Origin of the sequence: Hyphomonas pacifica, assembly GCF_000682675.1 — a bacterium.
GTDB lineage: Bacteria > Pseudomonadota > Alphaproteobacteria > Caulobacterales > Hyphomonadaceae > Hyphomonas > Hyphomonas pacifica.
The window spans coordinates 23,397-36,979 of record NZ_AWFA01000016.1 but is presented as its reverse complement, the minus strand read 5'-3'; the positions used below and the strand labels follow the sequence as shown (position 1 = coordinate 36,979).

Below are 13,583 nucleotides of genomic sequence, written 5' to 3'. Positions count from 1 at the left end.
GGCTCAGACTCCGAACCAGGTTGGAAAAAGGAGATGCCGCCGGGCGACATCGACGATCTGGGGGTCGCGCTTTGCGGCCCAGACCGCGAGGAGATGGCCGACAAGCCAGAGCGCGATCCCGACCGCCCAGAGCCTGAGCCCAAGTCCGACGGCCGCTGCGAGCGTGCCATTGGCGATGGCGACTGCCCGGGGCGCGCCGCCGAGCAAGATCGGCTCGACCAGCGCGCGGTGAACGGGCGCGTGAAAGCCCGGAATGTCGGCCGCGTCCCGCATCAGATCAGCGCCCCGCCGCCGAAGGAGAAGAAAGACAGGAAGAAGCTCGACGCCGCGAAGGCGATGGAGAGCCCGAAGACGATCTGTACGAGGCGCCGGAAGCCGCCGGAGGTGTCACCAAAGGCGAGGGTCAGTCCGGTTACGATGATGATGATCACCGCGACGATCTTGGCGACCGGCCCTTCGATAGATTCCAGGATCGACTGGAGCGGCGCCTCCCAGGGCATGCCCGAGCCCGCCGCATGGGCGGGCGCGACGAGCAGAAGGCTGAATGCGAGGGCCGTCGCGAAGAATGGCCAGCGCGGAAAAAGGATCGTGGTTTTGGTCATGGATGGTCTCCTGTTCGGGGGTGAAAAAGCGGTTGGATTTGGTAGTCGCCGGTCGCATTGAGCCCCTCGACGCGGGCGAGTTCGGAAAGCCGGCGCGCCGATCCGCGTCCCGAGAGGACGGCGATCAGGTCGATCGTCTCGGCGATCATCGCGCGGGGCACGGTGACGACGGCTTCCTGGATGAGCTGTTCAAGACGGCGCAGCGCCCCGAGGGCCGAACCGGCATGGATGGTGCCGATCCCGCCGGGGTGGCCGGTGCCCCAGGCTTTGAGGAGATCGAGCGCCTCTGCCCCACGCACCTCGCCGATAGGAATGCGGTCAGGCCGCAGGCGGAGCGAGGAGCGAACGAGATCGGAAAGCGACGCGACGCCATCCTTGGTTCGCAACGCGACCAGGTTCGGCGTCAGGCATTGGAGTTCGCGCGTGTCCTCGATCAGAACGACGCGGTCGGAGGATTTGGCGACTTCCGCCAGCAGGGCATTGGTGAGCGTGGTCTTGCCGGTCGAGGTGCCGCCGGCGACGAGGATATTGGCGCGCGCCGCAATGGCTTCGCGCAAGGCCGTTGCCGCAGTTTCCGGCATGATCCCAGCGCCGACATAATCTTCGAGCGTGAAGACGGCGACGGCCGGCTTGCGGATCGCGAAGACCGGCGCGGCGACCACGGGCGGCAGAAGCCCCTCGAACCGCTCCCCTGTTCCCGGCAGCTCCGCGGACACACGCGGAGCGCCAGCATGAACCTCTGCACCGACATGGTGTGCGACCAAACGGACGATACGCTCGCCGTCAGCGGCGGAAAGCTCTTCGCCGGTGTCGGCGAGGCCGTCGCTCAGCCGATCCACCCACAGGCGCCCGTCGGGATTGAGCATGACCTCGACAACCGTAGGGTCTTCGAGCCATGCGGCGACATCGGCCCCGAGCGCAGTCCTGAGCATGCGCGTGCTGCGGGCGAGAGCTTCGGATTTGAATGTGTGGACGGTCATTGGCGGCCCCGCATTGGATTACGGGGTCGATCAAGAAGACCGTTAATTGGTCAGCGGCAACAGCCTTGAAGGCGTAGTAGCGTAACGGCGTGCAAAGGCAGGATAATGCGTGGACACCAAGGATGGCAGGGGTTGGCTTACCAGGAAGAAACCGACTTTCAGCAAATAGTCTCTTAGAAAGGTCACTTTCGGCACGATCAGAAAAGTATGGGTTTTGATATCTGAATCGCCTTCGGAGATGTTACTGGGAGCTCAGTTCAGGATACTTGTCACCATCGCCTTGGTCGCGTCAGAAAGGGGCAATGAAGATGATAGATAGAGTGGGTAACTATGCCTCTTGATTTGCGGCAACGCCTGTCTGAGTTCTCCTACGGCTATGGGATTACCAGAGAAGTCCAAGCTCATCTGGAGTCCATAGGCCTCCGCCCAGTGCCTTTTCTACCAAGCCTGTTGCATGAGGCTGAGATCGGATGCGACGTGCATTTTGACCGGCCGGGCGTAGCTCTTCTCATTCAGTTCAAGCTCGGGCAAGAGCTCAAGCAGTTTCGACGAAGCGACACATCGAAGCCCGCACCCGCCATAGAGAAGCCGTTCTGGCGGTTCGAAGTCGATACGGCGGAGGAAGACGGGCAGTATGACCTCCTATTAAAGGCTGAGCGTGCCGGCGCTGAAGTCCATTATGTAGCGCCCCGTTTTGCTGATTGGGATCGCTATGCGACCGCCTTTCAGAGCAACGAAGTCTTGGACAACTCGCTCCTGATAAAGCCGTCCGAAATCGATACGAAGCTACGTGCGCAAGGCGAATCAGACGGACTGCACAAGGTGATCTATGACACCTCACGCGTCTATGTGTGTTCGACGCCGAAACGAGTGGAGGAGTCGCGCATTGAGGAAATTGCGCGCAATCTTCAGGTGGAGATGAAGGAACGGGAAGAGTTGATCTCCACTGCGCTTAAGCGAGTTTTCGATAGCTTCAGCCAACGTCGGGATATCTGGCGCGCACCAATTGAAGAATCGTCGACTGATTTTGACCGAATTCTAACGCAGGTTCAGTCCGAGCAGATTGGTCGCACCCCTCAGCAAATGGTGCGAGCGCGTAATCTACGTCTGGAGGACCTTCGCCGGACAGCCAAAACTGAAAACGATGCGGTGTTTGCAGCGGTCGGCGTTGAAACATGGGCGGCAGGCAGTCAGCTTGTCGCGGTTACCACGGACTAGAGGGTGCTCGCGCTCCCTTTCCCGTGACATCATTTTTCAGAGTGAACACCCCCGACATCCTGTGATAATTCCGTCGCGAGCGCGCTCCCCTTTGCGAGCCGCCGGCCGAGCGTCTCCACAAAGCCTTCATAGCGCTCCCGGCCTTTCGCCTGCGCCGCCTCACGCATCGTATCTGGCAGCGGCGGCGTCGTGGTAAGCCAGAACCGGACGAATAGCGCGACCGCTTCGTTGCCAATAGTCACGTCCCGCTCAAGGCGCTCGACAGCGCGGGTCAGCCGGTCAAGGCGCCGAGTGATGGCAGCCTCGCGCTGATCGGCGGTATCAGGTGAGAGATAGGAGGCGAGCGCAGCCTCGATGATCTGGGACTTGGAGACTTTGCGCCGCGCCGCTAAAGCGTCGAGCTCTGGCGACAGCGACGGATCGAAATACACATTCAGCCGATCTTTCTTCATGGCGGACCTCAGAGCTCAATGCCGTCATCAGGATCGAGCGAGGCCTGCCGTGCGATGCTGCGGAACTGGCCCTGCATCTGGCGGGCGCGTTGCGCATCGTCATCCGGTTCGTCGTCGAGCGCCGCGAACTCTTCTCGCGCAGATGGTGCCGGCTCCGGCGCGATGTCTTCATGCTCGGGCAGTTCCGGCTCACGGCGAATGCCGCCGTCTGCATCTTCGCCCGCATCGCTGGAGGCCCTCTTACTTGGCTTTGGCGCGGTGACGGGTGCGCGGTCACTCCAATCATCTGCCTGCAACTCTTTCGATACGGTCGGTTCGGCCATCAGTTTGGGCGGTGACAGGATGCGTGCCTTGAGCTGTGGGTCGGTATAGTAGCGCGCCTTTTTGCCCCGGACCGGCGGCGCGCCGGAGACGAGCACGATTTCATCATCCGGCGGTAATTGCATGATCTCGCCGGGGGTCAGCAAAGGCCGCGCGGTCTCCTGCCGGGAGACCATGAGGTGGCCGAGCCAGGGTGACAGTCTGTGCCCGGCATAGTTCTTCATCGCCCGCATCTCGGTCGCCGTGCCGAGGGCGTCGGACACGCGCTTGGCGGTACGCTCGTCATTCGTCGCGAAGCTCACCCGCACATGGCAATTGTCGAGGATGGCGTTGTTCTGACCGTAGGCCTTCTCGATCTGATTGAGGGACTGGGCGATGAGGAATGCCTTGAGCCCATACCCGGCCATGAAAGCGAGTTGGCTCTCGAAGAAATCGAGCCGCCCGAGCGCCGGAAACTCGTCGAGCATGAGCAACAGGCGATGGCGCTTGCGATTGGCGTTCAACTCCTCTGTCAGCCTGCGTCCGATCTGGTTCAGCACGAGGCGGACCAGCGGCTTGGTGCGGCTGATATCGGAGGGCGGCACGACGAGATAGAGCGTGGTCGGTTGCGCGCCGGAGACGAGATCCCTGATCCGCCAGTCGCAGCGGCTGGTGACCTTGGCGACGACGGGATCGCGATAGAGACCGAGAAAACTCATCGCCGTAGAGAGCACGCCGGAACGTTCGTTCTCCGACTTGTTGAGGAGTTCACGCGCCGCCTGCGCCACGACCGGGTGTGGCCGGTCGCCGAGATGCGGGGTGCGCATCATCGCCGCAAGCGTCGCCTCGATCGGTTGGCCTGGATCGGAGAGGAAGGCGGCGACGCCAGAGAGCGTCTTGTCGGCCTCGGCATAGAGGACATGGAGGATCGCGCCGACTAGCAGCGAATGGCTGGTCTTCTCCCAATGGTTCCGGCGTTCGAGCAGGCCTTCCGGATCGACGAGGATGTCGGCGACGTTCTGGACGTCACGCACTTCGCTGTCGCCGCGCCGGACTTCGAGCAGCGGATTGTAGGCTGCACTCTTCGCGTCGGTCGGATCAAACAGGATCGTGCGGGTGAATCGCGCCCGCCATCCGGCCGTGAGCTGCCAGTTCTCGCCCTTGATGTCATGCACGATTGCCGAACCAGGCCAGGTCAGAAGACTCGGCACGACGAGGCCGACGCCCTTGCCGCTGCGGGTCGGCGCGAAGCAAAGCACATGTTCTGGGCCGTCATGGCGGAGGTAGTGGTTTTCGAAGCGGCCGAGCACGACGCCGTCCGCGGCAAGCAGCCCGGAAGCTTCAACGTGCCTCCGCTCCGCCCATCGGGCTGAACCGTAGGTGGTCACGTCGCGTGCCTCGCGAGCCCGGAGGACGGAGAGGAAAATCGCAACAGCGATCGCGGCGATCCCGCCGCTGCCCGCGATGATCGCGCCCTCGACGAACACGCGCGGCGCATAGGCGTCGTAGAAATACCACCAGACGAAGAAGCTCCAGGGCGGATAGACAGGCCAGCCGAGGACGTCCGTCATCGGCGCGCCGAGTTGCGGCTGAAACCCGAGACGCCATGCGGTCCACTGCGTCGCCGCCCATACGAAACCGACCGCAACGAGCGAGACGATGATGATCTGACCCCAGAGGATCCTGGTGGCCTGTGTTTGCTGTGTCTTGATCGCCATATCTTTTCCTTCTGGGGATAGTTCAAAGGCTGAGCCCGCGCTTGCGGCCGAGGCTCCAGTCGATCCCGCCGCCGGGCGTCATCGTGCCCGTCACGGTCTGGCTGAGGTGGCGTTCGAGCTGGGGCTTCCACGGGACGAGTTCGAAGCCGAGGCCGTTATCGACCATAGCGAAACGACCTGAGGCGAGATCGAGCCGCTGGCGGTAGGTTCCCGAGATGCGATCGCCGTCGGCGGGCTTGCGGCGAGGCAAGCCGGTCTCGGCCTCGATAGCCGCCGCCGCCGTGTCGAGTTCTCGGTCGCGCAGCGTTTTCAGAAGATCGCGGGCGAAGGTGATGCGCCGGCCGTTCCTGGTCGCCAGCCCCTCGGCGACGAGATGATCGCCACGCCGGTCCAGTGCCCCGCGGACCTCAGCGCCGAACCCGCCCATGCTGAGCGGCGCGCATTCCTTTGCCAGTTGCACTCGGTCGAGCCAGGTGGCGCCGTTCGCGCCGATCTGGGTTTCGAGGTTGAGATCGGATCGGCCGACGAGGGCCATACGCTGACCACCGCCATCGTTCGAACGCCAGACACGCGTTTCGACAATGCCGCCTTCGGGCGTGTCGCCCGTGGCGTCGAGATCGTTGAAGCGCAGATGATGGACCCGGCCGTCCACCGCGTCGATCACGGCATAGGCTTCACCGCTCAGCTCGTCATAGAGGCCACGTTCGACGAGTCTTCCCAGCACCGGGGCATGAGGCGTGTCTTCAATGGCGAAGTCCGCTTGTGCGCGATCAGGTTCGCCCGCCATGGCGCGGTGCATGGTCTTGATGATGTCGCCCCGGATGGAAAGCTCGCGCAACGTCTGTTGGGCGCCGGGCTTCAGCGACCACACCGCAGGGGCGAGCCTGTCGGCGAGGCCGAGCCGTTCCAGCGTCTGCGCGCGGCCGATCAGCAATTTGCGCAATTCCGGATCGCGCGGCTCCGGCGACCCCGGACGCAGATCGGCAACGCCGGCGCCGTCGTCGGCAAGCCCTTGCAGCGCGCGGTCGAGACCGGTCCAGCGCTCGGCGGTTACTTCCGTCTGAAGCCCGGCTGCGATCTCCCGCTCCGTGCGTGGGCCGAGCTCCAATTCGACCAGTTGCTCGGCGCGATCGCGGAGACCCCGGCTGATATAGTCACGCGCGATGACGAGGTCTTTTCCATCGTCGGCACGGCCGCGCACCAGCACATGGACATGGGGATTGTCGGTGTTCCAGTGATCGACGCCGATCCAGTCGAGCTTGGTGCCGAGATCGCGCTCGGCCTCATTCATCAGGTCGCGCGTGAAGGCGCGCAGGTCTTCGAGGCGGTCGGCATCTTCGGGTGAGACGATGAAGCGGAAATGATGCCGGTCATCTTCGCACCGCCCGGCGAAGGCGCGATCGTCAACGCTGTCTGCTTCGGCGCCAAACATGCCCGCATCGCGGCCGTCGCGAGTCACGCCCTCGCGTTTGAGATAGGCGATGTGCTTGGTGAGCGGCGCGGAACGGAAACGTGCGCCATGATGACGGACGATCCGCGCCTTGACGACGACGCGCCGCTGGGTGCGTGACAGGCCGCGCGCTGCGCCGGCGAAACGACCGCGGCCGAATTGTGAGCCGCGCCCGCGGCCCTTCGAACCGTTCAGCTTATATCCAGTGTGTCCGGCCTTGCGGGCGGCGCCCATGACCTGGCCGACGAAGCTTTGCGCCTTCCGGGTGCTTGTCCCCTTGTTGCGGATGCGGCCGGGCCGGATGCGCATGTCATTGTCGCGGTCGCTCATGAAAAAATGCCCGCCAGAAAGCACGCGGCACGGTGAAACCCGCATGAAAACAAGGGGTTGAACCGTGGGGCGGCACTGTGCCCATGACCGCAGCGGGCGAAATGCCCAACAACAACAACGACATAGCGCGCATCGGTGCCGCGCCTTTTATCTCGCCCTCCCGTTGTTGTTGCGCCTTCCGTCTCCGTCCTTCCCCCCGGAAGCACGCCATCGCGCGACTGACTGCGCGAGAGTGCGATCAGCGGGATCATCGCTGATCCCCGGTTCCATGTGGCGGGAAAAGGCTGTCGGAGGCGCCCGATGTGTGCGGAGGATAAACGTCGGTGCCGCTGCCTGGGTGCGTTTCGTCAGCAGCCGATTGTCGATCATTATGCGCAGCGAAGAGTGGCGCCGTGCGCCAATCCACGGTCAGAATTGCGCTCTGCTCTCGCCGTTCTGCTGCAACCGACGCGCTGAGGAGCGGCATCAGCGTCGCCACATAATCGCGGGTTTCTCGGGGCAACGGTCGGCCTGTAGCTAGATGCTCGGCGTAGCGTGTCGGTCCCGCATTGTAGGCGGCGAGAAAGCCCGGCGATCCGAAGCGGTCATGCAGTTCGCGCAGATAAGCGGCGCCGGCGAGAATGTTGTCGCGCGGATCGAACGGATCGCGCCCCAGACCGTAACGCGCGCGCAGTTCCTCCCAGGTGTCGGGCATGATCTGCATCAGCCCCATCGCGCCTTTCGCGCTTTCCGCCCGTGCAGCCCCGGCGCTTTCCGCGCGCATGATGGCGACAAGCCAGTGCTCCGGAATGCCGAAGCGCTGCGAGGCTTCGGTGATATAGGCTGCATAGGAACGGCTGCTTTTCGATGCCTTTAGAGGCGCGGTCTCTGCATAGGCGACGTCAGAGATGACAACGCCTTGGAACAGACCGCAGAGGGCGAGCCTTGCAACCAACGCGCAGTGTCGAAACGGCTTAGCGGGGCTCATCACGCTTCTCGGAACGCTTTGCGGGGCGGTTCCAATGGAGCGCCCAATGCTCGTCTTCCGCATCCGTCTTGAAGAGATTGGCGCGGATCGGAAGCGCAAAGGTCGGGTCGTCGATCTGCAAGGAGATGTATTCGCCAGCCTTTTCGCCGGTGCGTTTCCAGCCGGCGCCGATCTCCGGCCCATCATCATCGCCGTGATGGATGCGATAGTCGGGCGCGTTTTCGCTGTCTGACGGCGTTGCAGGAACGAGCGTGAGTTCTCGGTAGAGAATGAGCGTATGAAGGCGTCCGGTGAAGCCAGATTCCATGCGGGTGAATTGGCCGATCTGAGCCATGGGGCAGTTCCTTTCATTTGTGGTCGGAAGAATTTTCGGGAGCGTCGGCGTCGTCATCGGCGCGCCAGACATAGTGGCCGTCGCCGTCTTCATCGGTGAGGATCGGGACGGCGCGTCCGATCACGGCGTCAGCGGGGAGCGCGCCGAAATAGCGACCGTCGAGACTGTCGGGATGGCTGGGATTCAGGAGGAAGAGTTCTGTCTCGGCGACGATATGGCAGCCCTGCCAAACCGGCAGGTCGCGTCCGAAGCGGTCGCTCGGCTGGGCCTGCGCCAAGGTGATGTCATCGATAGCGACAGCGGCGCCGTCGCGGCAGACACGCTGTCCGGGAAGCGCCGCGATGTGCTTGAGGAGCGGTACGCCTTCGGGCAGATAGCCGCGCTCATCGAGATAGATCGCAAGTGACTTCGGAGGATCGACAACGACCAGATCGCCGACGACAAGATCGTCGTCCGATACGACGTCGTAGAGTCCGATCGGTGCGCTCGCGGACGCGTTCCAGATCAGCTTAGGGCTCACATGAACGAAGGCCAGTCCGCCGATCGCGAGCACGGAGAAATAGGTTGTCATGACGTAGCCGAACCGGGTCATGACGCGCTCCCCGCCGATGTGGTGGGCTGTGTCTTTGGGACGGGCGGAAACGTTTGGCGCAGGAGCCAGGCGCGATGCTGAGCGGCTGTGTAGACGCGCGGCTCCAAGCCTGCGGACAGCCTGTTGTGAACGTGGCGCCAATAGTCCGGCGCGGCGTCAGCCGGGTCGATGCGGAGCGCTTCGATCGCATCGACGATCTGAAGAACCCGTTCAACCTTGGGCCAGCCCGACAGGCGCAGCAGACTGTCGCCGCCCGGCGTGACATGCGGCACGGTCGCATAGGGTTCACCCAGTCCGGGCGCGCGCAGGATGTCGATCCGGCTTTGCGCCGTGCCAAAGTCGTTCGCCTGCCAGCGGATGAAAGCGAACACGGCGCCGGGATCAAAATTGACTGTGCTGCGACTGCGGCTCTGAATCGTTGTCCGTGCGAGCCGGCCGAAGCGAATCCAGTGCTCGATCTGCTTCTTGATCCAGACGAGCTCGACGGTGGCGCCGCCGCTCATGAGCGGGCTTTCCGTGCATAGGCGGGTGAGATCGCTGCATGTCGCTTGGCGGGCAACACCTCATCGCCGGTGTCATCTGAGGTCGAGTTCTTCTCTCCCCGGCTAACCCAGGCTTGCAGATCCTCGATCGCGTAGACGACACGCCCGCCGATCTTCGAGTAGCGCGGCCCCGTGCCGTAGGTGCGGTGTTTTTCGAGCGTTCGGCCCGACAGGCCAAGAAAGCGAGCCGCTTCGGGCGTTCTCAGATAGCGCGGAGGAAGTCCGGCATTTGGATCGGGCATGGGTCGCGTCTCCGGTTAGGTCCTCCCGCTGCGGGATGCGCGGGACTGTCGGAGACGAGAAAAGCGGAGAAACGCGGCCGGGAGGGATGACGATCAGCCCGCGGCGAAAACGTCACCCCTGGAGTATGTCCAAATAATGCAGCAAAATTGCCCATGGAACTGCTCGACTTCGTGCTGCTATTTTGGGAGGCGGACGAGATTGTGGACGTTTGAATGAAGGGAGAGAGCCTTTTGAAGGAAGGGCAGCATCGAATTGGCCCGACGAAAATCGAGAGCTACAGTGCACGTTTGATCGAACCTTATCGACCTCCCAGTAAAGGCGGAAACACGCGTGCATGGCACCGTCACGCCTTCCAGGTCGACGGACACTTGTATAGTTTTATCGCTCTTGGTGCGAAAAAATGGATCTATGCGAAAGACGACGTCGAGTTTGTTTGGTCTTGGGACGACAGCGGAAAATATCGCAATGTCGATCCAGATACGATCCGCACGATGAGTAAGAACGGCGAGCCCGTTGTGCGAGGTGAACGCGGATCGAAGAAATGGAGAACAGCGCCTGCTCGCATGCCTGCATCCCGGAGAGAACAACGTGATTAATAGTCCGGCATTCCACTCTCAGCGGGTTGGGCCTCTAAGCAAATCCCTGTAACCGCGATCAATCATCGTCCGGCCGTAGGCGGCGAGACGCGCAATTTGCGCCTTGAGCGAACTCGTCTTCCATGGTTCGGCGGCGACGCGATCGGCGCCAAAGAAAACAGTAGCGACGGCGCGATAGCTGGCGCCACTCTGGCGTCCGTCGATTGTCCGCAGAGCGCGTTTCAGGCGTTCACGTCGCTGTCGTGTGATCGGCGGATCGGCATTGCCATTGATGAGTTGGCGATACAGCCGATCGGCAGCTGCTAGGCGAATGGGCCAGTCTCCATCGAGCGGAAGCAGGAGGCCAACGGGTCGATCTCCGACCTGCTCCCCGACAAGATTGACTTCTTCCTTCAGCCGAACCCATGACAGTCCTTCAGCGTCAATCTTGCGGTCCGCAATGCTTTCGGGGGGAATGGATGCGGTCAAGCCGATGTCCGGCAGAACGGCGATGAGTTGGACCACCGCAGGCGCTGCGGATGGGAGCCAGTAGATTGGTGCGTTGAGCGCATTTAGTTTTGGATCTGCAAGGAAATCGCAACCCCCAGTCGGCTGGAGCGCTGCCGCCCTCCCGCATCAGGTTATAGTCCTTGCGATAGTGCAGGTTTCGTCGAAGGCATTCCCAGGCGAGTCCGGAGATGCCGAGATCATCGAAATGATCGTATTGGTGATCGTCGCGCCAGTCGGTTGGCATGGCGAACTCCTCCCAATCACGCGCCGAAATGTGGAGCGGCGTTAGTTGGTTGGGATGTTTCGCTGTAAATCAGAAGTTGCATAGTATGGCCGCAGGCATCGTGTGATGCGCGCCATGCATCGGTATACGTTTAGCCAGTCGGAAGTCCGTTCTTGAGAAGGTCGCGGTAGCCTTGCTCGGTCATCCAGCGTGCACGGGACAGGTGGCTGTCATGAACCTGACGAGCACGTTCCGGCTCTGCCTTCGCATCGATACCGAGTAGAATCGACGACACCTCTTCCAGCGATGCCCCTGCGTCATTCGCGTCGAGGAGCTGCATGTAAAGCTTGATGTGATCACGGTCATAGACAGTCAGCGCCGCTTCATTCGGCGGGGCATCGGCGATCGTGAGCTGGGTGGCTGGCATCTGTGTCCTTGCGGGGCTGGCGCTCGCTATTAATGAACTGGAAACCATGAAGCGCGCAAGCGCCGGCCGGTTGAAATCTTCGAAGCCGACCGCGACGGAACTGACGAGTCGACTCAGGTTCCGCGTATTATAATACGTCGCATTAAAATACGCGATCCGCAACTTTCTAGCGGATGGATATCCGTGACGTTTTTGGTAAGAATCTCAAGCACTACCGGCTCAAATCAGGCATCAGTCAGGAAGCGCTTGCGGCGAAAATGGGTGTTGATCGCGCCCATGTGAGCGCGATGGAACGCGGTCAGCAGAATGTGACCATCATCACTCTTTGGCACGCCGCGCTCGCGCTTGATGTAAAGCCAATGGCGCTTCTGGATGACGAACGGGAAGAGGACTGAAGTATCGTTCTTGCTGTCCCAAAGGTTGATGAGGGGAGCGATACAATGAGCACATATCCACGGTCCGGGTTGGTTCCCGGTAGTATGTTGCCAGGTTATGAGAGCCGGGAAATAGCCGCCAGTCTTTCTGAGCGCCCGCTGCCGCCCCATGATGTGTTCAGCTATCCGCTCGTTGAAACGTGGCGCGACCGTATCTGGCGCATGCTTGGCGATTTCATCACCGAAGAGGTGAAGGCTGAATTTGTCCGCCATCCGCCCGAGTACGTCGTCTCCGATGATCTTTCCTGGCTGGACAACCTGATCAACGATGTGACGGGCGAGATCACCGACATCAAGGCGCTTACTGCCGACCGGTTGCGGGAGGAGTACCGGGCTTTTCGGGCGGGCCATGCCACCAGAACGAATGACCTGGCTCAGTTCTATCACAATGGATTGAAGGTCTTGAACGCCGCCGAAGTCGAGGATCGTGCCCGCTCGATCTTTTTGAACGGTCAGTTCAAATACGTAACAGAACAGCGCCTTCAAGACGCCATTGATGAAATCGATGCGCGCGATCCTGCCGGAGGTCGCGAGGGGCGATTGTATTACTGTGCCCGAGAGGAAGAGCTATTCAGCAGGGCTGGCGGCGCCGGGCACTATCTAACCTATGGCAGCGAGTATCTGTATTGCCTAGGCATCCGCGTAGCGAGTTCCTTGGAAACCAAGAAGGTGCTGACAGGGATCGGCAGTCCGACAATGTTCGTATGCGATATACCAATGATCATGATCCAATCAGGCACACTTGAAGAGTTCGGGGGCTCTATCCTTGAGTACCTCTTTTGCGAGCTGGTGGATGAGTTGGAAGCACACGCGTTCAGCCCCGGCGCTGGTTCGGCGTTGAGTTTGACACAGAATCTTCCGGCCGAATGCATTGTCGGACATTATCATCCGGCAACGATACATGATCCGCTACGGTTTGCTTAACGCGGCCTGCGTGAAGAAGGTGGGCAGCCCCCCCGGTTTTTTGCCGGGCGGAGCTGTGGGAGGCGTCAGTCGCCGTTCTGGCGACGGGACCGCGACCAGATGAGGCTGAAGCTCTCTTCGCCCTCCACGACGGTATCGTCGAAGAGGTTGGCGTAGATCGGCGCGGTGAAGCTGGGATCGTCGAGCTTGAGGCTTAGATAGTCGCGGCCTTCGTTCGAGCGCTTGGACCAGGCGGCTCCGATCTCTGCGCTCCCGACGACGACGCGGTGGGAGGGGGCCTTGTCGTTCGCGCGTTCCTCTTCCGGGATGATCCGTACATTCTTCGCCTGAACGCTGAGGGTGACGATTTCGCCGACGTACTCGTTGGCGGACTTCTTGAAGGTTCCGATGGTGGCCATGTCAGTTCTCCTTTTGGCTTTCGAGCCCGCGCCCGTCGCGGCCTCGATGGAGATCGACGAGGCCGGGACGACCGCCGACGCAGTCCGAAGAACCCGCAGCGCATGCGAAGGACGGCGGAGACGGAGTTTCTTGGTCCGCGAGGAATGGGCGCAGACCAAGGGAAGAAAGTTCGGCTCCGCCGTTGCGGCCAAGGCGGTCGAGGCGTCAGCCGATCCCGGCCAGATCAGTCCATGAGAGGCCGTGTCGGGCGTGGGTGATGAGGGTGAGGAGAATGCCGAAAACCGCCAGTGAGCACCATTAGACGTCGGCGACATTTGTTGAGCGATGGTCTCTCGCATCGGGTCGGGAGAAGAAGGAAAAAAT

The 13,583-nt window shown here is 61.8% G+C and carries 21 protein-coding genes; 6 read left to right on the top strand and 15 right to left on the bottom strand.

Features of this window, described 5'->3' with window-relative positions:
- Window positions 1-3: 3 nt before the first annotated feature.
- From HY2_RS06870 to trbB, 3 genes are read right to left on the bottom strand one after another with little or no spacing between them, the layout of a single operon-like run.
- Window positions 4-273 carry a VirB3 family type IV secretion system protein gene (locus tag HY2_RS06870; protein WP_034826030.1) on the bottom strand — a complete coding sequence of 90 codons (270 nt, stop codon included), beginning with the start codon at window positions 271-273 and terminating at the stop codon, window positions 4-6.
- On the bottom strand, window positions 273-602 hold the full coding sequence (locus HY2_RS06865; protein WP_051594812.1) for a TrbC/VirB2 family type IV secretion system protein: 330 nt from the start codon (window positions 600-602) through the stop codon (window positions 273-275). Before HY2_RS06865 ends, HY2_RS06870 begins: the two co-directional genes overlap by 1 nt.
- Window positions 599-1,582: a P-type conjugative transfer ATPase TrbB gene (gene trbB, locus HY2_RS06860; RefSeq protein ID WP_034826029.1), complete on the bottom strand. Its 984-nt coding sequence runs from the start codon at window positions 1,580-1,582 to the stop codon at window positions 599-601. The genes HY2_RS06865 and trbB overlap by 4 nt, the downstream gene beginning before the upstream one ends.
- Before the next feature lie 330 nt (window positions 1,583-1,912).
- Between trbB and HY2_RS06855 the strand changes: the two genes are divergently transcribed.
- Entirely contained in the window at window positions 1,913-2,800 is an 888-nt protein-coding gene (locus tag HY2_RS06855; RefSeq protein ID WP_034826028.1) for a hypothetical protein, read from the top strand.
- A 29-nt stretch (window positions 2,801-2,829) separates the two neighbouring features.
- Here the strand turns inward: HY2_RS06855 and HY2_RS06850 are convergent, their stop codons facing one another.
- The 8 genes from HY2_RS06850 to HY2_RS06815 all read right to left on the bottom strand — a co-directional run bounded on the left by HY2_RS06850 (window position 2,830) and on the right by HY2_RS06815 (window position 9,727).
- Entirely contained in the window at window positions 2,830-3,252 is a 423-nt protein-coding gene (locus tag HY2_RS06850; protein WP_034826027.1) for a ribbon-helix-helix domain-containing protein, read from the bottom strand.
- A gap of 8 nt (window positions 3,253-3,260) precedes the next feature.
- Entirely contained in the window at window positions 3,261-5,270 is a 2,010-nt protein-coding gene (locus HY2_RS06845; RefSeq protein ID WP_034826026.1) for a conjugal transfer protein TraG, read from the bottom strand.
- Window positions 5,271-5,292: 22 nt separating this feature from the next.
- Complete coding sequence (locus tag HY2_RS06840) at window positions 5,293-7,050, bottom strand: relaxase/mobilization nuclease domain-containing protein (RefSeq protein ID WP_034826024.1); 1,758 nt, start codon at window positions 7,048-7,050, stop codon at window positions 5,293-5,295.
- Between the two features lie 247 nt (window positions 7,051-7,297).
- The gene (locus HY2_RS06835) at window positions 7,298-8,017 is read right to left on the bottom strand and encodes a lytic transglycosylase domain-containing protein (RefSeq protein ID WP_051594811.1); all 720 of its coding nucleotides are present in this window, start codon (window positions 8,015-8,017) and stop codon (window positions 7,298-7,300) included.
- Complete coding sequence (locus tag HY2_RS06830; protein ID WP_034826023.1) at window positions 8,004-8,351, bottom strand: DUF736 domain-containing protein; 348 nt, start codon at window positions 8,349-8,351, stop codon at window positions 8,004-8,006. Before HY2_RS06830 ends, HY2_RS06835 begins: the two co-directional genes overlap by 14 nt.
- 13 nt (window positions 8,352-8,364) lie before the next feature.
- Complete coding sequence (locus tag HY2_RS06825) at window positions 8,365-8,943, bottom strand: S26 family signal peptidase (protein WP_034826022.1); 579 nt, start codon at window positions 8,941-8,943, stop codon at window positions 8,365-8,367.
- Window positions 8,940-9,446 (bottom strand): DUF2840 domain-containing protein, encoded by a 507-nt coding sequence (locus tag HY2_RS06820; protein ID WP_034826021.1) that lies wholly within the window; start codon window positions 9,444-9,446, stop codon window positions 8,940-8,942. Before HY2_RS06820 ends, HY2_RS06825 begins: the two co-directional genes overlap by 4 nt.
- Window positions 9,443-9,727, bottom strand: a complete 285-nt coding sequence (locus tag HY2_RS06815; protein WP_034766571.1) for a helix-turn-helix transcriptional regulator — start codon at window positions 9,725-9,727, stop codon at window positions 9,443-9,445. The genes HY2_RS06820 and HY2_RS06815 overlap by 4 nt, the downstream gene beginning before the upstream one ends.
- A 213-nt stretch (window positions 9,728-9,940) precedes the next feature.
- On the opposite strand from HY2_RS06815, the gene HY2_RS06810 reads away from it, so the two are divergent.
- On the top strand, window positions 9,941-10,324 hold the full coding sequence (locus tag HY2_RS06810) for a hypothetical protein (RefSeq protein WP_051594810.1): 384 nt from the start codon (window positions 9,941-9,943) through the stop codon (window positions 10,322-10,324).
- Window positions 10,325-10,342: 18 nt separating this feature from the next.
- On the opposite strand, the gene HY2_RS06805 is transcribed toward HY2_RS06810, so the two are convergent.
- Window positions 10,343-10,828 carry a DUF2285 domain-containing protein gene (locus HY2_RS06805; RefSeq protein ID WP_051594809.1) on the bottom strand — a complete coding sequence of 162 codons (486 nt, stop codon included), beginning with the start codon at window positions 10,826-10,828 and terminating at the stop codon, window positions 10,343-10,345.
- Window positions 10,746-11,003 (bottom strand): transcriptional regulator domain-containing protein, encoded by a 258-nt coding sequence (locus tag HY2_RS17855; protein ID WP_420809816.1) that lies wholly within the window; start codon window positions 11,001-11,003, stop codon window positions 10,746-10,748. The genes HY2_RS06805 and HY2_RS17855 overlap by 83 nt, the downstream gene beginning before the upstream one ends.
- On the opposite strand from HY2_RS17855, the gene HY2_RS17465 reads away from it, so the two are divergent.
- Window positions 10,962-11,102, top strand: a complete 141-nt coding sequence (locus tag HY2_RS17465; RefSeq protein WP_162173279.1) for a hypothetical protein — start codon at window positions 10,962-10,964, stop codon at window positions 11,100-11,102. The genes HY2_RS17855 and HY2_RS17465 overlap by 42 nt on opposite strands.
- An 85-nt stretch (window positions 11,103-11,187) precedes the next feature.
- On the opposite strand, the gene HY2_RS06800 is transcribed toward HY2_RS17465, so the two are convergent.
- On the bottom strand, window positions 11,188-11,463 hold the full coding sequence (locus HY2_RS06800) for a DNA -binding domain-containing protein (protein WP_051594808.1): 276 nt from the start codon (window positions 11,461-11,463) through the stop codon (window positions 11,188-11,190).
- A gap of 173 nt (window positions 11,464-11,636) precedes the next feature.
- Between HY2_RS06800 and HY2_RS06795 the strand changes: the two genes are divergently transcribed.
- A complete protein-coding gene (locus tag HY2_RS06795; RefSeq protein ID WP_034826019.1) occupies window positions 11,637-11,858 on the top strand; it encodes a helix-turn-helix domain-containing protein in 222 nt (73 codons plus the stop codon).
- Between the two features lie 45 nt (window positions 11,859-11,903).
- Window positions 11,904-12,821: a hypothetical protein gene (locus HY2_RS06790; RefSeq protein ID WP_146617179.1), complete on the top strand. Its 918-nt coding sequence runs from the start codon at window positions 11,904-11,906 to the stop codon at window positions 12,819-12,821.
- 65 nt (window positions 12,822-12,886) lie between these two features.
- On the opposite strand, the gene HY2_RS06785 is transcribed toward HY2_RS06790, so the two are convergent.
- Complete coding sequence (locus HY2_RS06785; RefSeq protein WP_034826015.1) at window positions 12,887-13,219, bottom strand: DUF736 domain-containing protein; 333 nt, start codon at window positions 13,217-13,219, stop codon at window positions 12,887-12,889.
- Here HY2_RS06785 and HY2_RS17460 point away from each other — a divergent pair.
- The gene (locus tag HY2_RS17460; protein WP_034826006.1) at window positions 13,218-13,454 is read left to right on the top strand and encodes a hypothetical protein; all 237 of its coding nucleotides are present in this window, start codon (window positions 13,218-13,220) and stop codon (window positions 13,452-13,454) included. The two genes, HY2_RS06785 and HY2_RS17460, sit on opposite strands and share 2 nt — an antisense overlap.
- Window positions 13,455-13,583: the final 129 nt, after the last annotated feature.